At 40.0% G+C, this 21,183-nt stretch carries 16 protein-coding genes and 1 tRNA gene; 7 read left to right on the forward strand and 10 right to left on the reverse strand.

Annotation, left to right across the window (positions count from 1 at the left end; all coding sequences use genetic code 11):
* Nucleotides 1–26: 26 nt before the first annotated feature.
* Nucleotides 27–353 (reverse strand): HLGFF motif protein, encoded by a 327-nt coding sequence (locus SALWKB2_RS05275; protein ID WP_025330635.1) that lies wholly within the window; start codon nt 351–353, stop codon nt 27–29.
* Nucleotides 354–610: 257 nt separating this feature from the next.
* Between SALWKB2_RS05275 and SALWKB2_RS05280 the strand changes: the two genes are divergently transcribed.
* Nucleotides 611–1,474, forward strand: a complete 864-nt coding sequence (locus tag SALWKB2_RS05280) for a DMT family transporter (protein ID WP_025330636.1) — start codon at nt 611–613, stop codon at nt 1,472–1,474.
* 77 nt (nt 1,475–1,551) lie between these two features.
* Here the strand turns inward: SALWKB2_RS05280 and SALWKB2_RS05285 are convergent, their stop codons facing one another.
* Nucleotides 1,552–3,507 (reverse strand): lytic transglycosylase, encoded by a 1,956-nt coding sequence (locus SALWKB2_RS05285; protein ID WP_025330637.1) that lies wholly within the window; start codon nt 3,505–3,507, stop codon nt 1,552–1,554.
* A gap of 159 nt (nt 3,508–3,666) precedes the next feature.
* Between SALWKB2_RS05285 and SALWKB2_RS05290 the strand changes: the two genes are divergently transcribed.
* The gene (locus tag SALWKB2_RS05290; RefSeq protein WP_025330638.1) at nt 3,667–4,365 is read left to right on the forward strand and encodes a class I SAM-dependent methyltransferase; all 699 of its coding nucleotides are present in this window, start codon (nt 3,667–3,669) and stop codon (nt 4,363–4,365) included.
* Nucleotides 4,366–4,434: 69 nt separating this feature from the next.
* Here SALWKB2_RS05290 and SALWKB2_RS05295 read toward each other — a convergent pair whose 3' ends face one another.
* The 4 genes from SALWKB2_RS05295 to ppsR form a co-directional block, all read right to left on the reverse strand.
* Nucleotides 4,435–5,823, reverse strand: coding sequence for an aspartate aminotransferase family protein (locus SALWKB2_RS05295; RefSeq protein ID WP_025330639.1), 1,389 nt, complete (start codon nt 5,821–5,823; stop codon nt 4,435–4,437).
* Nucleotides 5,824–5,910: 87 nt separating this feature from the next.
* Nucleotides 5,911–7,245, reverse strand: a complete 1,335-nt coding sequence (locus SALWKB2_RS05300; RefSeq protein ID WP_025330640.1) for a glutamine synthetase family protein — start codon at nt 7,243–7,245, stop codon at nt 5,911–5,913.
* Between the two features lie 8 nt (nt 7,246–7,253).
* Nucleotides 7,254–8,024 carry a gamma-glutamyl-gamma-aminobutyrate hydrolase family protein gene (locus SALWKB2_RS05305; RefSeq protein WP_025330641.1) on the reverse strand — a complete coding sequence of 257 codons (771 nt, stop codon included), beginning with the start codon at nt 8,022–8,024 and terminating at the stop codon, nt 7,254–7,256.
* Nucleotides 8,025–8,698: 674 nt separating this feature from the next.
* Nucleotides 8,699–9,520 carry a posphoenolpyruvate synthetase regulatory kinase/phosphorylase PpsR gene (gene ppsR, locus SALWKB2_RS05310; protein ID WP_025330642.1) on the reverse strand — a complete coding sequence of 274 codons (822 nt, stop codon included), beginning with the start codon at nt 9,518–9,520 and terminating at the stop codon, nt 8,699–8,701.
* A gap of 420 nt (nt 9,521–9,940) precedes the next feature.
* Between ppsR and ppsA the strand changes: the two genes are divergently transcribed.
* A complete protein-coding gene (gene ppsA, locus SALWKB2_RS05315) occupies nt 9,941–12,328 on the forward strand; it encodes a phosphoenolpyruvate synthase (RefSeq protein ID WP_025330643.1) in 2,388 nt (795 codons plus the stop codon).
* A gap of 866 nt (nt 12,329–13,194) precedes the next feature.
* Here ppsA and SALWKB2_RS05320 read toward each other — a convergent pair.
* The 3 genes from SALWKB2_RS05320 to gpmI form a co-directional block, all read right to left on the reverse strand.
* Entirely contained in the window at nt 13,195–14,757 is a 1,563-nt protein-coding gene (locus SALWKB2_RS05320; protein ID WP_025330644.1) for a S41 family peptidase, read from the reverse strand.
* Nucleotides 14,758–14,896: 139 nt separating this feature from the next.
* Nucleotides 14,897–16,201 (reverse strand): murein hydrolase activator EnvC family protein, encoded by a 1,305-nt coding sequence (locus tag SALWKB2_RS05325; RefSeq protein ID WP_025330645.1) that lies wholly within the window; start codon nt 16,199–16,201, stop codon nt 14,897–14,899.
* The gene (gene gpmI, locus SALWKB2_RS05330) at nt 16,201–17,724 is read right to left on the reverse strand and encodes a 2,3-bisphosphoglycerate-independent phosphoglycerate mutase (protein WP_025330646.1); all 1,524 of its coding nucleotides are present in this window, start codon (nt 17,722–17,724) and stop codon (nt 16,201–16,203) included. Before gpmI ends, SALWKB2_RS05325 begins: the two co-directional genes overlap by 1 nt.
* A gap of 207 nt (nt 17,725–17,931) precedes the next feature.
* On the opposite strand from gpmI, the gene SALWKB2_RS05335 reads away from it, so the two are divergent.
* The 4 genes from SALWKB2_RS05335 to SALWKB2_RS05350 all read left to right on the forward strand — a co-directional run bounded on the left by SALWKB2_RS05335 (nt 17,932) and on the right by SALWKB2_RS05350 (nt 20,342).
* Nucleotides 17,932–18,510 (forward strand): YqgE/AlgH family protein, encoded by a 579-nt coding sequence (locus tag SALWKB2_RS05335; RefSeq protein ID WP_025330647.1) that lies wholly within the window; start codon nt 17,932–17,934, stop codon nt 18,508–18,510.
* Nucleotides 18,503–18,964: a Holliday junction resolvase RuvX gene (ruvX, locus tag SALWKB2_RS05340; protein WP_025330648.1), complete on the forward strand. Its 462-nt coding sequence runs from the start codon at nt 18,503–18,505 to the stop codon at nt 18,962–18,964. Before SALWKB2_RS05335 ends, ruvX begins: the two co-directional genes overlap by 8 nt.
* A gap of 264 nt (nt 18,965–19,228) precedes the next feature.
* Nucleotides 19,229–20,143, forward strand: coding sequence for an acetylglutamate kinase (gene argB, locus SALWKB2_RS05345; RefSeq protein ID WP_025330649.1), 915 nt, complete (start codon nt 19,229–19,231; stop codon nt 20,141–20,143).
* A 123-nt stretch (nt 20,144–20,266) separates the two neighbouring features.
* Nucleotides 20,267–20,342 (forward strand) — tRNA-Asn (locus SALWKB2_RS05350).
* Between the two features lie 59 nt (nt 20,343–20,401).
* On the opposite strand, the gene SALWKB2_RS05355 is transcribed toward SALWKB2_RS05350, so the two are convergent.
* Nucleotides 20,402–20,974 (reverse strand): FKBP-type peptidyl-prolyl cis-trans isomerase, encoded by a 573-nt coding sequence (locus tag SALWKB2_RS05355; protein WP_025330650.1) that lies wholly within the window; start codon nt 20,972–20,974, stop codon nt 20,402–20,404.
* Between the last annotated feature and the right edge of the window lie 209 nt (nt 20,975–21,183).

Genomic DNA, 21,183 nt, shown 5'->3' on the forward strand with positions numbered 1-21,183 from the left:
TAACCTTACCAATACATATGTTGTGGTTACAGGGTGCCGGTGAGGTCATTCAGTATAAAATGCTGACCACATAAGATGAGATATTGTTGCTGTAAACGCCCTATAATATTGTTCTCAGCATCACAAAGCTGAACATAGTCGGCTTTGCGAAACCAACGAAGACTGTCCTGAACTGATAATTGCTGCAATATCTGCCATTGTGCCGTACAAGCTTGCTGGTCTGTTTCATCAGCCTGTGCTTTAACAGCATAATAGCCGGTAGCTCCATCAGTATAAGCTGAATTATCTTCATCCATGAGTACCAGAAAACCAAGATGACAGTTGTCCGGGCTGTTAATACTAAAATAAAACATAGTCAAAAATTTCTTTTAATTCTGAGAAGAGCTTAGTCAAATTATTTATTCTGCTGGGAGGATTCTAGCAGTTTATAAATGTTTGTGTATGCTAATATGCATGCTTTTGTGTACAGAAAAGCGTACTGGCTTTGAAACGTATTGCAAATAGACATGATATTTGGTTAAAACACTGACAAATATTTGTTCAGATTAATTGAATCATGTATTTAAAACGAGTCAGTGCGCAGAATTTTTAGTTTGTTTAGTTTGAAATTATGCTTTATCTCTTAATTGCTTCATTTATGTGGGGTAGCTCGTTTATTGCTACAAAAATGGCTTATGACATGCTGGATCCGTCACTTGTGGTACTCGGCAGGCTGATATTGGCAGCAGTAGTTACCTTACCCATCACGTGGAGCTATTTTAAAAACCATAATGTCATTTCCAAAGTACAACTGATCAAAATTATCGGACTAGGATTGCTGACATATCCTGTAACTTATCTGTTACAGGTTACAGGTTTGAAACTTATTCCTGCGGTCAATGCGGTCACCATTATCGGTATGGAACCAATTATTATAGTACTGGTGGGTCTGATTTTTTTTCGCGAAAAAACACCATTGTTGGTATTTATACTGGGCATTGTGGCTTTTATAGGGGTGCTGCTGGTAGTAGGTAAACCGGAAAAAGCCAGTGGTAATACTGCATTGTTGGGAGCCTCGCTGGTATTTACTTCAACTATTGTCATGGCTTTCTGGATACGTTTATCACAAAAGTTACTACGCGAAATAAATGTTAAGATATATACAGCCTTAACGTTGCAAACGGGTACTGTATTTGGTTTGCCGTTTATGCTGATTCTAGTTGAAAACTGGAATATTAATTATTCTTTTCAGGGTATTGGTGCTATAGCTTATCTGGGTATAGGATGCAGTCTGGTGGCTGCATGGTGCTGGAATAAAGGGCTGGAAAATGTTTCTGCCAGTGTGAGCGGGATATTTCTGGCTATGGAACCGGTTTTCGGAGTAATAACGGCCATTCTATTATTGAATGAAACGGTAAATATACAGGCTTTTGCCGGAATAGTTATGGTTATTGGAGCGGCAACTACCTGTATATTTATTCCAAAAAAGAATTAAATTTATATATCTAAAAATAAAAGGTTAGTGAATGTACACTAACCTTTTTGAATTAATTGCAATGATATGCTGTAAAGCTACAGATTGGTCAGCTTAATTTTCTGACCGGGACGTAATACTTGTTTCCCATGTACTTTTTGCAATTTACTTACAGGAATATTCAGGCGCTGAGCTATGCTGCTAAGCGTATCGCCTTTTTTTACCGTGTATGAAACAGGAACTACACTGGATTTAGAGTCTTTACCTTTACGTACAGCAGCCAGCATCTGTTTATTATCCTGATTCGGGCTAATTTTCAGTACCTGACCAACCTGCAGATTATGACCGCGCAGATTATTGGCAGTAACCAGATCAGCTACATTAATATTATAGCGCTGGGCAATTGAATACAATGTATCACCCTTATTCACTTTATGAGCAATATTACTGCGGTTGTTCGCAACGTTGATGATATTGCGTATGCTGCGTTCATTACGGTTTTCTGCCAGACGAGCAGCAGTCTGAGCTTCTTCACGTTCAGCCTGTGCCAGTGCTTTTTGAACAGAAGCCGCAGCAACTGCCTGTAATTGCGCATCCTGTGCAACTTGCATCAGTGCATCCTTATTGGTTGCAACAGGAGCAGGCAATTCAGCCGGGGTTGCTGCGTTTTCAGCCACGGTTATGGTTTGGGTTTGTACTGTTGTATTGACCGGTGACGGCTGGTCAGTATTCAGTACAGTGGATGTTGTGGTTGTAACTGTTTCAGTAAGAGCTGGTACAGATGCATTGCCGGTATCAGTAACTTTATCAGCCTGAGCAACAGTAGTTGCTGCCGGATGAGTCACAAACGTGCCCGGAGGTAATACTGGTTTTGCCATAGCAATATTCAGTAATGGATCTATATCACTGTTGCGGAAAGAATCCATAAGCTGAGTGTTCAAACTATTTTTACTGATAAGCAGGCTGCGACCGGCTGGTACAGTATTGCTGGACAAATTATTCAGCCGCTTGATTTCTGCACTGCTCATTCCGGTTTGTGCAGCTAAATCAGCTACACTGGTGGTTGAATATGCTTTAAAGATATTCCATGAAAGCAGAGTATTTTTATCTGCGTTGCGGTAATTGCGTTCAAAAGTATTTACTGCGGTAATCGGCAGCAGCATTTTACGATTTTCTTTAGGAATAAAAACCGGACTCTTGAAACTTGGATTAAGAGTTAAAAATTCTGAAGTCGAAATATTCGCCAGTCGGGCAGCTGCATCAATATCAATTGGCTGATCAATGCTGATTGCTTCAAAGTAGGGACGGTTCGGTACAGAAACCAGATTAACACCAAAGGCCTGCGGATTTTCGATAATATTCCGCACAGCCAGTAATTTCGGCACATAATTGCGGGTTTCATTTGGCATGCGCAGATTTTCATAGGTAGGATCTATACCGGCCAGCTGAGCACGTTTGATAGCCTTACCAACATTACCTTCTCCCCAGTTATAGGCCGCCAGAGCCAGTGACCAATCACCAAACAGGCTATAAAGATATTGCAGATAAGTTAAAGCAGCATCGGTCGCTGCATATACGTCGTGACGACCATCATAGAGATTAGTCTGTTCCAGCCCGTACTGTCGACCGCTACTGGGCATAAACTGCCACAGACCGGAAGCTCCTACCCGCGACTGAGCCTTACTGACGAAAGCACTCTCAATAAACGGCAGTAAAGCTACTTCAGCCGGCATCTGGCGTTTTTCTGCTTCATTTACGATGTGATATAAATAAGGCTGACTGCGCACAACCGTGCGGTTAAAGTAATCGCTGTGGCTTGAATAATACTGCTCCTGCCGGCGAATAATTTCAGGATTAACCTCGGTCATACGGAAATCCTGACGCATGCGCCCCCAGATATCATGATTAGAATACGTTTTTCCTTTCAAGGTAGCCGCATTCAGATTCATTATTGATAAACCAATGCCATTACTGGTGTAAGATTGGGCAAATGATAATGAGGGAGCAAGTATCAGGCCAGTAAGTGCCAGTACCATATGCTTCAATTTAGCCATTCGTTTAACCGTAAAATTTGTGCAAAATCCTATTAATATTAAAGAGGAAATTCTTAACGGTCAAGGATAAATCCCTATTTTTACAGTAATGATGTAAATGCAATAAAATGATTCAATGGTCTGCAGCTTAGATTTAATATGGTACATAATGGTGTTTGAATGAATACTCAGCAATTGGAAAACTGGCTGGCCGAACATAAATTTGGTCTCTATTTAAGCCGGCTGGAGCAGCAGTTTATCCTGCATAAATTAACAGGGTTGCGTTTTGGTACCATATTACAATGCGGTATATCACAATGGCAATTCCGGCATGTTTTTGCAGCTGATTCCCAGTATATTGTACAAAGTAATACAGCCGGTCGTGGTACGGCAGTTATTGCTGAATGTAAGGCCTTACCCTGGGCTCAGCAAAGTATAGATACCATTATCTGGCCTCATGGTCTGGATACTTTATCTGATTATGAAGATTCTATAGCTGAAATAGCTCGTGTTCTGGTGCCCGGCGGGCATCTTGTACTGACCGGCTTAAATATTCATGGATATTGGCGCCTGTTTTATCAGAGCAGCCTGAAAGGTCATTCTGCTTTAAAGTTATTGTCTGCCCGTACGGCTGTTGATAAGATGCAACGCTTTGGTCTGTTTCTGGAAGAAGGCCAGTTTATGGGTTATGGTATTCCGGCCTGTTACGGTGATAATCACAAGGCTATAGAATATATAGGTAATCGCTGGTGGCCGCATCTGGCAGCTGTTTATGGGCTGGTACTGGTTAAGCGAACTGTACCGCTCACTTTAACTGTGCAGAATGCAAATATGTTGCTCAATCCGGCACCATCAGTTGCTTTGAAAAGCATAGAATAAGAGCGATAAATTCACTCTCTAAAATAAACAAAAACCTGAGCGGTCACCCAGGTTTTTGTTTAATCAATTTCAGGCAGCCTTATCTGTCTTACAGTCCAGCTTTTTGTCCATAAGTTCCTCAAATTCACGCATGCACACACTGGCGATTGCCAGCATATTATCTATCTCCTTTTTGGAAATAATTAGCGGAGGAGCCGCTACGATATGGTCACCACAGGCACGGAAAATCAGATTGTTCTTAAAAAAGATATCCCGGCAAATCAAACCTGTAGTGCCGAAATCATCAAAGAACTCGCGAGTATCACGGTTTTTTACCAGTGTAAAACCACACATCAATCCTTCACTGCGAATATCAGCAACATATTTAAACTGACTGAATGTTTCCTGCCAGCGCTTACGCATATAAGGACCTGTTTTGGTACGTACCTTTTCAATCAGATTCTTTTTATCAATTATATTCAGGTTCGCACAGGCAACTGCGGCTGAAACCGGATGCCCGCTGTAAGTAAAGCCATGATTAAACTCACCCCCGGCCAGCAAACCTTCTGTTACTTTGTCATTGACCAGAACTGCCCCGATCGGTAAATAGCCGGAGGACAGTCCTTTAGCTGTCGTAAAAATATCTGGCGTGAAACCAAAAGTTTCGAATCCAAACCATCTGCCAGTGCGCCCATAGCCGCAAATTACTTCATCAGCTACCAGTAGTACGTCATATCTTTTACAGATAGCTTCAATTCGCGGCCAGTAACTTGCAGGAGGAATGATCACTCCGCCAGCTCCCTGAATCGGTTCTGCAACAAAAGCTGCAATTTTATCCGCACCCAGTGAAAGAATTTTTTCTTCAAGCCAGTTAGCAGCTCGAATACCGAATTCTTCTTCACTTTCACCAGTTTTGGCTAAGCCGTAATACCACGGTTGTTCAATATGAACTATATTGGCAATCGGTAAATCACCTTGCTCATGCATGCTTTTCATACCACCCAGGCTTGCTCCGCCTAAGGTAGAGCCGTGATAGCCGTTCCAGCGACCAATGATCACTTTTTTAGAAGGCTTGCCGACAGATGCCCAGTAATGGCGCACCATACGTATCATGGTATCAACCGATTCAGAACCGGAGTTGGTATAAAACACATGATTAAATCCCTCCGGTGTGATTTCAACCAGTTTTTCCGATAATTTAATGATTGCAGGATGGGTTGTTTTGAAGAAAGTATTGTAAAACGGCAGCACTTGCATTTGTTTCTCGGCAATTTTAGCCAGTTTTTTTTCTCCGTATCCAATATTGACACACCACAACCCGGCCATACCGTCAATGATTTCATTGCCGTCACTATCATATACATAAATGCCTTTTGCTTTAACCATCATGCGTACACCGTGCTTTTTAAGCTCAGCATTATCGGAAAATGGATGTAAATGATGTTTTACAGCCAGTCTCACATCGGTTTTATTACTCATAAAAACTCCTTTGTTTTAAAATGTTATAAGCAATCATTCAATGTACAAGTACAAGAATAACAGTTGAAATATGCTATTGAGATGGTTTCAGACATGTAATAACAGATATTTGCGCTCCCAAGGGCTGATAACACGAAAATATTCTGAAACTTCCTGCTCTTTTACGGCAATGTACATCTCAACAAAGCGCTGACCCAGTATTTCATGAATTGGTTCACACTGGCGTAAACGTTCTATTGATTCTTCCAGTGTAGTAGGGAACTGATAAGGTAATGAATACGCATTACTGCTCAGCGGAGCACGCGGTTGTAGCTGTTCTTTAATTCCCAGATAACCACAAGCCAGCGAGCAGGCAATCGCCAGATAAGGATTGACATCTACTCCGGCCAGCCGGTTTTCAATCCGTCTTCCTTTGGCTTTGGCTCGCGGAACACGTAAACCCACAGTGCGATTGTCATAACCCCATTCAACATTAGTGGGTGCAGCTGTAAACCGGGTCAGCCGGCGGAAAGAATTAACATACGGAGCAAAAAAGGGCATGGTTTGTGGCAGGTATTTTTGCAGGCCGCCAATAAAATGAAAAAATAGTTCTGAAGGAGTGCCATCATCACTGCTGAATGCATTATTACCATTTTCTACATTGTTCAGACTCTGATGGATATGCATGGCACTGCCCGGTTCTCCTTCCATAGGCTTAGCCATAAAAGTGGCATACATTTTATGATGAAAGGCAGATTCACGTACTGTGCGTTTGAATAAAAATACCTGATCGGCTAAATCCAGAGCATTACCATGCAGGAAATTGATTTCCATCTGTGCGGCACCAATTTCATGAATCAGCGTATCAACTTCAAGGTTCTGTTCATGGCAGTAGTCGTAAATTTCTTCAAACAGAGGGTCAAATTCATTTACTGCATCTACAGCATAAGACCGTCGTCCGAATTCACTGCGTCCGGTACGGCCGATCGGAGGTTGCAGGGGGACATCCGGATCGGGGTTGGGTGAAATCAGATAGAATTCCATTTCCGGAGCAACGATGGGTTCCAGCCCCATATTTTCATACAATTTTAATATGCGTTTGAGTACATTGCGCGGCGCAGTTTCAACCGGTAAACCGTCAGGAGAGAAGCAATCAAATATTAGTGATGCTGTCGGATCCTGAGCCCAGGGAACAAAGCGCAGAGTAGTCTGGTCTGGCTTTAACTCCATATCCGCATCTGTTTCATCCAGAAGGCTGGATTGTGGATATTCTCCGGTTACTGTTTGCAATAATACTGCCTCGGGTAGTCGCATATCCGGTTCAGATATAAATTTATCTTTCGGAATAATTTTACCGCGAGCCACACCTGTAATGTCCGGTAAGATACATTCTACTTCAGTGATACCATGTTCTTTAAGCCAGTTAAATATGTCATCATACATAAGTCACCTTAAAATGATTCCTTTTGCCTGTGCAATTTATATTGCATACATGCTTCACGAAAAGCTTTAAAAATAGCGATAGAAAGCGGCTTATTCCCATATTGCCATTCCGGATGCCACTGTACTGCATAGCCAAATATTGACGCTGCATCAATCCTGAATGCTTCAATAAGACCATCTGGAGCAGTTGCTTCTATGCTAAGCCCGGGTGCTAACGTTTTTACTCCTTGCTGATGTAAAGAATTGACCTGATACTGTTTGTGGTCTGTTGCCAGCCACAGCATCAATAAACTGTCTGTTTTCAGATTAACCGCATGCGCATCGCCATATTGAATTTCAATTGGCTGATTATCGGGTTCACGATGATCCAGATAACCGGGTATTTCCTGTATATGCTGGTGAAGGTCACCACCAAGTGCGACATTGATTTCCTGCAAACCGCGGCAAACACCCAGAAGTGGTATACCACTATCAATAATATATTTAATTAGCGGTAAAACAGTATGGTCACGGGCAGCATCTTGTAACATTCCCTCTTGTGCCGATATTTCACCATACCATTTCGGGTCTATATTTGAATAAGAACCGGGTAAAAAAACACCATCAACCAATTTGAGCAGGCGAGTTAAAACTTCCTGATCAGACAGTACCGGAAGTAAAATAACATCACCGACACTGTCCTGAACCGCATGAATGTATTTTTCACCGACAGCGTGAAAATTCCACTTACCTATCTGCTTTACATCACATGGTATACCTATGATTGGACGCGGCTGCATAAAATTGTCTCAAAGGATTAATAGTTAAAACAATTTTGATTTTTATGATTCATAATCCCATGAGAAAAACAAAATGGCAAGAAAACTTAACTTAAATTGATAATAATTCGATTTATTGGTAACAAAAGATATTAATCTAAACACATAATAAAAATAAATTTTTAGAATTAAATTAAAAATATCATTATTATATTGAGGCCAAGATTATTCGTTGTTTTTGCTGGCGTGAAAATTTACTGACTAAGTAATAATTACTGATGTTAACGATTATGTTAAATGAATATTAATTATAGAATGTAATTAAGAAATACAAATAAGCATGCTTTATTGATTACGTCATTAAAGAAAGAGAATAATAATCTGAAGTATATCATTGCAACCCTATTATCCATGTGTCTGACCACAGGATAATAGTCTCAGCACTTCCGGATGTTATCTGAATAGTTGGACATATTTTAATTTGGAAATTTAGATATAGTACAGTTACCTTGGATAGTATATAAAAAATATGCCATGTGTTTAGATAATAATATTCACGCGTTCAAAGATTGATTTAATATTAAAGCTGCTTAATTTATTCGTCTATTACTGATACAAGATAAATACAAATCATGATTGCAAGTTAAAATAAAGGCCCTGAATTTATTCAGGGCAAAACTTTATAACGAAACAACCTAAAACCGCCGTTGTAATTTTGCCGCTAAAATAATACTTGCAGCCAGTTCTTCAATAGATTTATGAGTTGTATTGGTATATGGAATATTAAAACGGCGGAACATATCTTCGGCGGTTAAAATCTCACGTCGGCAATTATCACGACTGGCATAACGGGAATCAGGACGACGCTCCGAACGAATATGGTGCAGACGGTCTGCATCTATGGTTAGCCCATATAATTTTTGCCGGAATGGTTGCAGCATTCTAGGTAATTCACTGCTTTCCAGATCTTCTGGAATAAGAGGATAATTTGCAGCACGAATTCCATACTGTAATGCCAGATAAAGACAAGTAGGCGTTTTACCACTGCGAGAAACGCCCATCAGAATCACATCAGCTTTTTTCAATTCGCGATCAGTAATTCCATCATCATGATTAAGAGTAAAATTGATTGCTTCCATTCTCTTATCATAGCGTTCAGTATCGTGCATTCCATGGGTTCTGCCAATGGAATGATTTGCTTCTGTGGCAAGTTCATCTTCCAGCTCACCAATAAATGCATCATAAAAACTCATATGCAGCCCTGCACTGGTTTTAATCAGTTTACGGACATTTTCATCAACGATGCTAGAAAAAACCAGCGGACGCGCTTCACAGTGGTTTGCTGCATTATTAATTAAAGCTACAATCTCACGTGCTTTTGTTTCCGTATCTACAAATGGATAAGTAGCACGCTTGAATTCTATATTGTCAAACTGGTTCAATAAAGCAAGACCCATACTTTCGGCGGTGATACCCGTTCGGTCAGAAACAAAAAAGACTTGGCGTACTGGTTTCATAATCAATCTACATAATTCAGAGTTAAAAAGGAATGTGACTTTATGAATTATCCATTGTAAATGAAGTTTCTTCCAGTTCCTGCGCAAAATATTGGTTTTTTTTCAACATTGATACTAAAAAAATAAAAATAGACTGAATATATAAAATTTAAGCAATAAAATTAATGTTTTATTGAATAAAAAAGATAATTTTAGATTAAAATTGCTAAAAAAATGTATAAATTGATATTTTAATCTAAATAATTGAAAATGTAATTAAAATACTTAAGGTATCAAGGATTTGTATTTGAATAGTGTTTGATTAGGGATAAATTATCCTCAATTATGGGCGGATAAATAGCCAAAAATACATGACATTTTATACCTGACTAGTTAGAATAGGTCGTCTTCAACTTTCCCACTCCTCACTGGATAACCATCATGGCCGGTAATAACGTAATCTGGTTTGAAAATCTGCGCATGACTGATGTTGAAAGCGTCGGCGGCAAAAATGCATCTCTTGGCGAGATGATTTCACAGCTCACCGAAAAAGGTGTGCGTGTACCCGGTGGTTTTGCTACCACTGCCGAAGCCTATCGCAATTTTCTTGCTTACGAAGGTTTGAGTGAACGTATCAATAACGAGCTAAAGGCACTGGATGTAGATAATGTTGCCGAACTGGCTCGGGTAGGTAAACAGATCCGTCAATGGATCATGGACACCCCATTTCCGCCTGAACTGGAAGCAGATTTACAGGCAGCATGGGAAAAAATGGTAGCTGATGCCGGTACTGACCAGATTTGCGTGGCTGTACGCTCTTCTGCGACTGCCGAAGATTTACCTGATGCCTCTTTTGCCGGTCAGCAGGAAACATTTCTGAATATAAGCGGTTATGATAATGTTAAAGAAGCTATGCATCATGTATTTGCTTCTTTGTATAACGATCGCGCCATTTCCTACCGTGTGCACAAGAATTTTGCTCATGATGTAGTGGCTCTGTCTGCCGGTGTTCAGCGGATGGTGCGTTCTGATAAAGGCGCCTCCGGGGTGATGTTCACCATGGATACAGAATCTGGTTTTGATCAGGTTGTATTCATTACATCATCCTATGGTCTGGGTGAGACTGTTGTACAGGGTGCAGTAAATCCGGATGAATTCTATGTACATAAACCAACTCTGTGTGCCGGTCGTCCTGCGATTCTGCGTAAAACCATGGGTTCTAAACTGATTAAAATGGTTTTCACTGATGCGGCTCAGGCAGGTAAATCTGTACAGACAGTAGATGTTGATGTTGCTGACCGGAAAAAATTCTCAATCAGTGCCGAAGAAATTACTGAGCTGGCTCAGTATGCACTGACTATTGAAGAACATTATGGCCGTCCGATGGATATTGAATGGGGTCGTGATGGTATTGATGGCAAACTGTATATCTTGCAGGCTCGTCCTGAAACTGTGAAATCACAGGAAAATAACAGCCGTGTACTGCGTCGCTATCAGATTAATGACAAATCTGCCATTCTGGTAGAGGGTCGCGCCATCGGTCAGAAAGTCGGTCAAGGTAAAGTGCGTCTGGTCAAATCTGTTGATGAAATGGATAAAGTGTTGCCAGGTGACGTACTGGTTACTGATATGACCGACCCGGACTGGGAACCGGTTATGAAACGTGCCTCTGCAATTATTACCAATCGTGGCGGACGTACTTGTCACGCAGCCATTATTGCGCGTGAACTGGGTATTCCGGCAGTGGTTGGCTGTGGTAATGCAACTTCTGCTTTGCAGGATGGTCAGGAAGTAACGGTGTCCTGTGCCGAAGGGGATACGGGCTATGTATATGAGGGTTTACTGAAAGTTGATGTCAATGAAATACCTTTAGATAATATGCCTGAATCACCAGCCAAAATCATGATGAATGTAGGTAATCCTGAGCTGGCATTCAGCTTCTCTGGTTTACCGGGCTATGGTATTGGTCTGGCACGAATGGAATTTATTATTAACCGCCAGATTGGTATTCATCCTCGTGCTTTGCTGGAATTTGATCAGCAGGATGAACAGATGAAAGCCACCATTACTGACAGAATTTCCGGCTATTCATCTCCGGTAGATTTTTATATTGATAAAATTGCTGAGGGTGTGGCAACACTGGCAGCTTCTGTGTATCCGAAAAAAGTAATTGTGCGTATGTCTGACTTTAAGTCAAATGAATATGCCAATCTTTTAGGTGGTAATAAATACGAGCCTCATGAAGAAAATCCGATGCTGGGTTTCCGCGGTGCAGCCCGTTATGTTTCTGATGATTTCAAAGATTGCTTTGCGCTTGAGTGTAAAGCACTGAAATATGTGCGTGATGAAATGGGATTGACTAATGTTGAAATCATGATTCCATTTGTACGTACATTGAAAGAGGCTGAAAATGTCGTACGCGCATTGAAAGACAACGGACTGGAACGTGGTAAAAATGGTCTGCGCCTGATTATGATGTGTGAACTGCCAACCAATGCAGTACTGGCCGAACAGTTCCTGAAATACTTTGATGGATTCTCTATTGGTTCAAATGATATGACTCAGTTAACACTGGGTGTGGATCGCGATAGTGGTGGTCCGATCGCAGGTACTTTTGATGAACGTGACCCAGCTGTTAAAGTGATGTTCAGTCTGGCAATTCAGGCTTGCCGTAAATTAAATAAATATATTGGTATTTGCGGTCAAGGGCCGTCTGATCATGCTGATTTCGCTAAATGGTTGATTGAGGAGGGAATTGAGACTATCTCTCTGAATCCCGATACCGTAATTGAAACTTGGTTATATCTGGCTAAAGAACTGAAAAAATAAATTTTTCGGTTTGTAAAATAAAGGCTGCTAATAAAATTAGCAGCCTTTATTTTTTGATTAATAAATATAGAAATTTCATATATAAATGATTTATTTAAAGATTTTTAGTTTTGCTTAATTAAACTTTTATATTATGTAAAATTAATACGATAAGTAAGTATTAGAGAATGATAATAAAGTGCCAATAAGTCATAAAATCGTTTTCATAGCGGGTTATATCTTCTGCGTCTATAGATATTGAGCTAATTGTTTCTTATTCGTCATTAGCTGTAATCCTTTTTGCAAATAAATGACTGTCAACTAACTTTGAAACACCGGTATTATTGAATGGATGACTAGCAAAATAAAAAATTGTTTAATATTTTTAAATTTAAAATTTTTTATTCAAATCATAGTAGTTAATTCAATTGAGTTAAATATTAAATAAATTTTGTTCGAGCTAAAAATTCACTAGATGAAAAGTAAAAAAGGAGTGGTTTATTAACTTTTTTAGGCAAATATCATTATTGGAAACTTCCCAACCTAAAAGTATTAAGGTTTTAACTAAAACTTTTATTTAATAGTTTGTGGAAAGTTAATTGTTTATATTCATTCAATTTTATTTGTTGTTATTGAGCCTATTCTGCAAACATTATTTTTGGGTAAGTTGGAATTTTAATTATTTTATAAGTTTTTTTATTTAAAAGTGTAAAGATATGGATTTGAATTCATTATCAGGTACTTTTAAATATTATTAAAGCATATATGGATTAGGTACTTTTTCTCAGCAATTAAGTTTTAGTTTATCTATATGATTTTGCAAATTAATCAAATACATTTAATAAAAAACAGATAGCTTTAAGCTATCTGTTTTTTAAGATGAAATTTTATTTTTTATCTTTTTTGTCATTGGTTTTAACTGGTTTTTTAGCAGCCAGTCCCAATGACTGATTCCATTTTACCGGGTCTTTTACCAGATCCAGAGCAGATTTTAACTGAGCATCTTTTGCTGGGTTAGGTTCACGTCTCGCCAGCCAGTCTTCTTCATCCTTTTTCTTGCTATCTTTTTTATCAGCAGTAATTGTACCTTTATTGGTTTGATTTTCGTCTTTACCAGTTTTAACTTCCTTGGTACTGTCTTTATCCGAATCTTCGTTAAGCTGATTTACAGGTTCACTGGCAAAAGCCGGAGAAGTGGTTTTTTTCTGACTGCCTTCTAATCCTCCTTTTACCTCTTTACCACCTAACGGGTTACTCAGATGCCCGCCAAGATCGGCTTCGCGGCTTTCAAATTTTCGGTTTTTATCTTTTACTTCAACATCAGGAACGATACCCTGTGCCTGTATTGAGCGGTCATTAGGAGTGTAATAAAGCGCAGTTGTCAGTTTAACTGCTCCACCATTTGATAGAGGAATTACTGTTTGTACCGAACCTTTGCCAAAGCTTTGTGTACCTACAATTACAGCACGTTTATAGTCTTGAAGCGCACCGGAGACAATTTCAGAAGCAGATGCCGTACCTGAATTTACTAAAACTGTAATCGGTATGGTTTTAATTTCTTCAGGCATATTTACCAGCGGATCATTGCCTTTAACTACATAATCTTTAGGAATAGCTTTTAATACCATACCTTCTTTTTTATCACGGTTTTTCGTGCTGACAACTTTTACGCCCGGTTTCAGGAATACTGCGGATACACCAACGGCACTGTTTAACAGACCACCCGGATCATCGCGTAAGTCGAGTACCAGACCTTTCAAAGGCTGTTTATTCTGCTTTTCTAAATCTTTGATAGCATCAGCTAGCAGACTTACAGTATGTTCCTGAAACTGAGTAATGCGCACGTAACCGTAATCAGGTTCCAGGAGTTTGTAACGTACACTTTTAACTTTAATAATTGCTCTTGTCAGATGTAATACAATCGGCTGGGCTTCATCTTTACGAGCTAAAGTCAGAGTTATACTGGTTCCCGGTTTACCGCGCATTCTTTTTACAGCTTCGGTAGTGGTCATGTTGCGGGTTGATTCGCTGTCAATTTTAACGATGTAGTCACCGCTTTTGATGCCAGCACGATCAGCAGGCGTGTCTTCTATGGGTGCCACAATTTTAATCAGCCCGTCTTCAGAGCTAATTTCCATACCGAGGCCGCCAAATTCACCTGTAGTGCTTTCCTGTAAATCCGAGTAATCTTTAACGGTCAGATATTCAGAATGCGGGTCAAGATTATTGACCATCCCTTTCATGGCACCTTCAAGAATAGTATCGTCAGTTTTATTCTCAACATAATTGGCTTTAATTTGTCCATAAACTTCCGCCATGGTATGCAGAGATTGTACCGGTAAAGCCTCAGATTTCTCATTGGCATAACTCTGTATGCTTAAAGTGAGAATGACACCGCTGAAAGCACCCAGTGTATATAAAGCAGCTTTTTTTAATCTAGATTTAGCCATTATTACTATTGTTCTTTCTTATAACGACATTAATTCAGGATATCAATAACCTGTTTATAGCAGGTTATGATGAAAATTCAAAATCGGTCAGAGTGTACACTATAAAATTATTGAAAGTAATAGCAAAGCATAATATGTGTTAACGCAACCATGATAATGGATTCATTGCCTGATTATGATAACGAATTTCAAAATAAAGTCCGTTCTGACCGTCCGGTAATTTACCACTTATACCAATGGTTTGACCAGAGCTAAGAATGCTACCGGCAGAAACATTGACGGAGGACAAGCCTGTGTAAATGCTGATATAACCTTCACCGTGATCAATGATAACGGTATTGCCGTAACCTTGTAAAAAAGCAGCATAGACCACATTACCATTAGAAATGCTGTGCACAGCCGCATTGTTACATGAAAAAAACAATCCTTTCCAGATACCGCCATTTGGTCTGTTTTCTCCAAATTTTCCTGATATGCTGCCGTTAACCGGTCGGGGAAGGCGTCCCTGTTTCTGTGCAAGACCTTTAATAAGTGGTGTTTTAATATTTTCTGTAGCCTGTAAAGCTAAATCTTCTGCAGTTAAGGTAGAAGGCGGTCTGGTGCTGTCTGTATCATTGTTACCAGCATCGTTACTTGGAGTAATTTGTGGCTGACCTGTATTTTTCGGTTTGATGGTTTGTTTAGGAGGTTTAGGCTGAGTCTGAGCCAGACGACGCATTGTTGCCTGAGCAGAAAGACGGCTTAAAAGATTGTTCAATCGTTTTTCATCAGCCTTTAATGATTGTAATTGCTTATTCTGTACTTGTAATTGTTGGTTTAATACACTGAATTTGCTTTGCTGAATAGTATGTTCATTACGCAGTTTGTTAATAAGCTGCTGTTGTTTTTTTTGTAGCGAAGAAAGTTGTTGTTGCTGATTATTAATAGCCTGTTGCTGTGCATTCATTCGCAATTGTTGTTCACGTAAACGCTGAATGACCTGCTCATTGGCTTCATTTAAATATCGTATATATTGTAACGAGCGCCCTTTTTGGTCGGAGGGATCCTTTTTTAGCATTAAATATACGCTGTTCGGCTGACGGTTACGGTAATGTGCATTAAGTAAACGGGCTATCTGGGTCTGAGTTTCTGCAATCTGGGTACGGGTTTTATCCAGATTGGTTTGCAGGGTTTGTAACTGCCGCATACTGGTCTGTTGCTGTTGTTGAATGCGGTGAAGCTCATTTTTTGCCTGATTAAGCTGCTGGTCTGTTGCAGCCATTGAGGCATCAATTTTTTTCTGTTCAACCGTAGTTTTACTGATCTGGTTTTGTGTTGCTGAAATAGCCTGGTGAACCTGTTTCAGTTCACCAGTTGGCTGTTGGATTTTCTGATTATTGGCAGCGATAGCCAAAGAGAAAAGGGTACTGCACCATATCAGAATGAGACAGAATAAAGATTTCATTATTTATCTGTGAATTCAATCAGGTTCTGCCCCGTCATTTCTGCAGGCGGAGTCAGTCCCAGAGCAGTTAAAAGAGAAGGCGCTACATCTTTAAGCGCTCCGCCTGAACGGATTGTAGCCTTACGCCCTATATAGATAAATGGGACCGGTTCAACTGTATGTTGTGTGTGAGGTTGCTGATTTTTTTCATCATACATGTGTTCACAGTTACCGTGATCGGCAGTAATAATCACTTCTCCGCCTGCAGAAAGTGTTGTTTCGACAACCTGTGCAACACAACTATCCAGTGTTTCTACTGCTTTTATAGCGGCGTCAAGTGAACCGGTATGTCCAACCATATCACCATTGGCAAAGTTACAAATAATAACATCATGACGATGATGTTTCAGACTATCAATAATTTGTTCAGTAATGCCGACAGCACTCATTTCTGGCTGTAAATCATATGTAGTCACTTTGGGTGAAGGAATCATAATCCTTTCTTCACCAATATAAGGTTCTTCCCGACCGCCGCTGAAAAAATAAGTTACGTGCGGGTATTTTTCTGTTTCCGCTATGCGGAGCTGGCTAAGACCCTGTCCGGCCAAAAATTCTCCCAAACCATTATTTACAGGTTGTTTTTCGAACATTACCGAATTGCTGAATTGTGTCCCGTAAGCAGTGATAGTGGCAAAATAGCCCGGTTGTACACGATACTTGCGTTTAAATCCATCGAAATCAGCAAAAGTAAGAGCTTGAGTTAATTCACGTGCGCGATCAGCGCGGAAGTTGAGAAACAGAATGGCATCACCATCTAGCAGCCTTGCCTGCGGGCTGACAATGGTAGGTTTGACAAATTCATCCTGCTCGCCACGGGCATAAGCAGCCTCTAATGCAGTAACAGGGGAATCAGCCTGGTAGGGCGCATCTCCGAATAAGGCATTATAAGCAGCTTCAACGCGATCCCATCGATTGTCCCTGTCCATGGCAAAAAAACGTCCGACAAGGGCACCGCATAATATCTGAGAATGCTGTTGCATATATTGTTGCAGGCGTTGCAGATAGGGACGGGCACTTTGCGGCGGTGTATCACGCCCATCAAGAAATGGATGGACAACAATTTTTTGCATGCCGGCAGCTAGTGCGGCATCTATAACTGCAAAAAAATGTTCTATATGGCTATGCACACCACCATCAGAAAATAAGCCCAGCAGATGTACAGTATGATTCGGATTATTCCATGCCTGTTGCAAAACCGGATTTTGTTCAAGAGTATGGTCTTCAATAGCCATATCGATTCGGGTAATATCCTGAGGTACAACTCTGCCTGCACCAATATTCAGGTGACCCACTTCTGAATTGCCAAACTGACCAACAGGCAATCCGACCATTCGTTCTGAAGCATCTATCGTGCCATAAGCATAGTGCTGACGATAGTTATCGATATAAGGAGTATGCGCCAGTAAAATTGCATTGTCATTTCCTTCGGCACGATGGCCGAAACCATCCAGAATTAAAAGCACAACAGGTTTAATTAATGACACAATTGACCTTTCTGTGATGGCTGTCTTTGACTCAGTCTGCCAGTATTAGCTGTTTTGATAAAATTTTAAAAACCGGATAAAACAATCCGGTTCGGAGTAAGATAGAATTATAGCGAAAAGCATACGCTTGAGAAACTGTAAAACAGACCCAATTTAACGACAAATTAATTTATATAGTCTGACATCATTTTCATGGATAAGCACAATATGGCTGCACAACAAAACGCTCCGTCCGGATTTTCTCTGGCCAATCATTTTCTGATTGCTATGCCATCAATGGAAGACCCATTTTTTAAAGAAAGCGTGATTTACCTGTGTGAACATAGTGCAGACGGTGCTATGGGCATCATTGTAAATAAACCATCACCGATTATGATGGATTTACTGTTTGATTCTGCTAAAACCCCTACACCGGAACGTTTTCACGGACAAAATGTTCTGATGGGCGGTCCGGTTCAAGTAGACCGCGGATTTCTGGTACATACTCCGACAGGTTCATGGGAAAGCAGTTTGCTGGTAACTGACGATATAGCCATGACTACTTCTCGCGATATTATTCTGGGGCTAACACAGGAAAATGAAGTTGATAAAGCTGTAGCTACTATTGGTTATTCCAGCTGGTCAGCCGGACAACTGGAGCAGGAGCTGGCAAATAATAGCTGGATAACTGTGCCTGCAGATAACCAGATTTTATTTGATATGCCTTATAAGCAACGTTATAAAGCTGCTTTGCAGTTATTAAATATTGATATTGCCAATCTGAGCGTATTGGTGGGCCATGCCTGAATCAATCCCTTCTCCGCTAAAGCGTGGCACTGTGCTCGGATTTGATTTCGGAAGCGCGCGAATAGGAGTGGCCGTCGGTGAAGCTGAGCTGGCGAGTGTACATCCTTTGGAAACTATTACTGTTATCAGTACTGAACAGTATTTTAGCCGTATTAAAACTTTAATAAATGAATGGCGGCCACAGGTGCTTGTAGTAGGTCTTCCCACTCATGCAGATGGTGAGGACGATGAAGCTACTGCTCTTTGTCGCCGTTTTGGTAACCGTTTACATGGTCGTTTTAATTTACCGGTATACTGGGTAGATGAGCGCTGGACATCTGTAGTCGCCGAAAGTTTGCTGAATGAAGCTTTAGTTTTTGGGAAAAAGCGTAAACAAATACTGGATCAGGTTGCAGCACAGGCAATTCTGGCAACTTTTTTCAGTACAGGCGCATGTATGGTCAAACTTGATTAAATTTTCAAATGTGTTTTAAATGAATCTAAATATCGGGTTACTGATAACGCAGAACTTATAACTATAAATACTGTTTTATTATTTCGATAATTTTTAGACTGCTTTTTCAATCAAGTATATTTTTCATTTATTTTTCAATTTGTACTTATTATTGCTTAAAATTTTAAACAAACATTAAATAACAAATTATGGTTTTATTTTATCATAACTAAAGATAAACTTAACCGTAGAAAAATAATCAGTTTAATTAGGCAGGGATAAATAATGAGCACAGACATCTTCACGAACATTAATGCTATTGAGGCTAAAACAAAAGCTAATATTTTAGCCGAGGCACTACCATATATCCGGCGATTTTCCGGTGTGACAATGGTAATTAAGTATGGCGGTAATGCAATGACTGATCCGCAATTGAAAGAAAGTTTTGCTAAAGATGTCGTATTGCTCAAACTGGTGGGAATTCATCCGATTATTGTACACGGGGGCGGGCCGCAAATTAATGAGCTGTTACAGAAAGTAGGAAAAGAAAATCAATTCATTCAGGGTATGCGGGTGACTGACAGCGAGACCATGGATATTGTTGAAATGGTGCTTGGTGGTTGTGTTAATAAGGAAATTACATCTTTACTTAATCTACATGGAGGGCATGCAGTCGGAATTACTGGTCGCGACAATCATTTTATCAAAGCCAAAAAATTGTTTCTTACCACTTCTGATAATGAAAAGCAGGATATCGGACAGGTAGGTGAGGTTGAAGAAATTGATACAGCTCTGATTCAGGAAATGGTGGAACATGGTTATATTCCTGTAGTGGCACCTGTTGGGGTAGGTGAACATGGTGAAGCATTTAATATTAATGCTGATGTGGTAGCCGGTAAGCTGGCAGAAAGTCTGAAGGCTGAAAAACTGATTATGCTGACCAACACAATTGGTGTACTGGATAAAAACAATCAATTATTAAGCCGCCTTACGCCATCTGATATCAATGCATTAATTGCTGATGGTACTTTACAAAATGGTATGCTGCCTAAAATTAATGCGACTTTGCAGGCTGCTATGCATGGCGTTCACAATACTCATATTATTGACGGACGTGTTCCACATGCTCTCTTGCTGGAAATTTTCACTGATAAAGGTGTCGGAACTATGATTCTAGGTCAGACTGAACAGGCTGAATAATTTAAAATAAAACTGCTTACTAAAATATTATTATTGTGTAATTAATAATTTAATTAGCTTGTAACCATAAAGTTGTTTAAAAAGCTTGACAGTAAAATTACAGTCGCTATAATCTCGCCTCATTCCCTGATAGCTCAGTCGGTAGAGCGACGGACTGTTAATCCGCAGGTCCCAGGTTCGAGCCCTGGTCGGGGAGCCAGATTTTAAAAGCACTCAGTCTACTGAGTGCTTTTTCATTAATTATGCCTATAATCAGATTTACTTTCCAACTTTAATCAGCTTCACATCAAATATCAGAACACTGTTAGCAGGAATGGCACTTGTCGGGCTATGTTCGCCGTAAGCAAGTCGGGCTGGTATATAGAATGTGTAGTCACTACCTTCTGACATAAGCTGCAATCCTTCAGTCCATCCGGGAATCACGCCATTAAGCGGAAATGTAACCGGTTCATTATTACGCTGAGCTGTGCTATCAAAAATAGTCCCGTCGATTAACCGACCTTCATACTGAACCGTTACCATATCAGTGGCTTTAGGTTTTTTACCGGATCCCTCATGATTAACTTTGTACTGCAAACCTGATGTAGTGGTTTTTACACCGGAAACATTTTTATTTTTGGCCAGAAACTCCTCTCCTGCACGCTGCGGGTTTCGGGTAGCCGAAGGTGCAGTTGAAGCTGCTACCGGCTCACTGCTGTTATTTTTATACCCATTATCAGCAAAGTTACAGGCCGATAAAACCAGTGCAGTAGTGATTCCCAGAGTAGTTAAAGACAAGTGTTTCATAATTTCTCTTTTAGTATTTAAAGGAGAGACAATTATAGCAGTCATCAGCAGAAAAGCATTTTCTTATCTGCTGTTTTACTGGTTGTTTGCTATTGTTTGATATCTGGAAATTCAGTTCTTTGAATATATAATCTATCTGTAACTGTTGTCTTTCTGATATATTCTTTTTCTATTTACATTATTATACTAATTTTAATAATGCGGTTATAATCCGGCCTGAATAACAGTTTATAGTTAAAAATTAGTGATTAATA

The sequence above is a fragment of the Snodgrassella alvi wkB2 genome, assembly GCF_000600005.1.
Classification (GTDB): domain Bacteria; phylum Pseudomonadota; class Gammaproteobacteria; order Burkholderiales; family Neisseriaceae; genus Snodgrassella; species Snodgrassella alvi.

Bases quoted from the DNA above. Each gene is read 5' to 3' on its own strand.
- SALWKB2_RS05275 (WP_025330635.1), bottom strand. From the start codon at position 353: ATGTTTTATTTTAGTATTAACAGCCCGGACAACTGTCATCTTGGTTTT.
- SALWKB2_RS05280 (WP_025330636.1), top strand. From the start codon at position 611: ATGCTTTATCTCTTAATTGCTTCATTTATGTGGGGTAGCTCGTTTATT.
- SALWKB2_RS05285 (WP_025330637.1), bottom strand. From the start codon at position 3,507: ATGGCTAAATTGAAGCATATGGTACTGGCACTTACTGGCCTGATACTT.
- SALWKB2_RS05290 (WP_025330638.1), top strand. From the start codon at position 3,667: ATGAATACTCAGCAATTGGAAAACTGGCTGGCCGAACATAAATTTGGT.
- SALWKB2_RS05295 (WP_025330639.1), bottom strand. From the start codon at position 5,823: ATGAGTAATAAAACCGATGTGAGACTGGCTGTAAAACATCATTTACAT.
- SALWKB2_RS05300 (WP_025330640.1), bottom strand. From the start codon at position 7,245: ATGTATGATGACATATTTAACTGGCTTAAAGAACATGGTATCACTGAA.
- SALWKB2_RS05305 (WP_025330641.1), bottom strand. From the start codon at position 8,024: ATGCAGCCGCGTCCAATCATAGGTATACCATGTGATGTAAAGCAGATA.
- ppsR (WP_025330642.1), bottom strand. From the start codon at position 9,520: ATGAAACCAGTACGCCAAGTCTTTTTTGTTTCTGACCGAACGGGTATC.
- ppsA (WP_025330643.1), top strand. From the start codon at position 9,941: ATGGCCGGTAATAACGTAATCTGGTTTGAAAATCTGCGCATGACTGAT.
- SALWKB2_RS05320 (WP_025330644.1), bottom strand. From the start codon at position 14,757: ATGGCTAAATCTAGATTAAAAAAAGCTGCTTTATATACACTGGGTGCT.
- SALWKB2_RS05325 (WP_025330645.1), bottom strand. From the start codon at position 16,201: ATGAAATCTTTATTCTGTCTCATTCTGATATGGTGCAGTACCCTTTTC.
- SALWKB2_RS05335 (WP_025330647.1), top strand. From the start codon at position 17,932: ATGGCTGCACAACAAAACGCTCCGTCCGGATTTTCTCTGGCCAATCAT.
- ruvX (WP_025330648.1), top strand. From the start codon at position 18,503: ATGCCTGAATCAATCCCTTCTCCGCTAAAGCGTGGCACTGTGCTCGGA.
- argB (WP_025330649.1), top strand. From the start codon at position 19,229: ATGAGCACAGACATCTTCACGAACATTAATGCTATTGAGGCTAAAACA.
- SALWKB2_RS05355 (WP_025330650.1), bottom strand. From the start codon at position 20,974: ATGACTGCTATAATTGTCTCTCCTTTAAATACTAAAAGAGAAATTATG.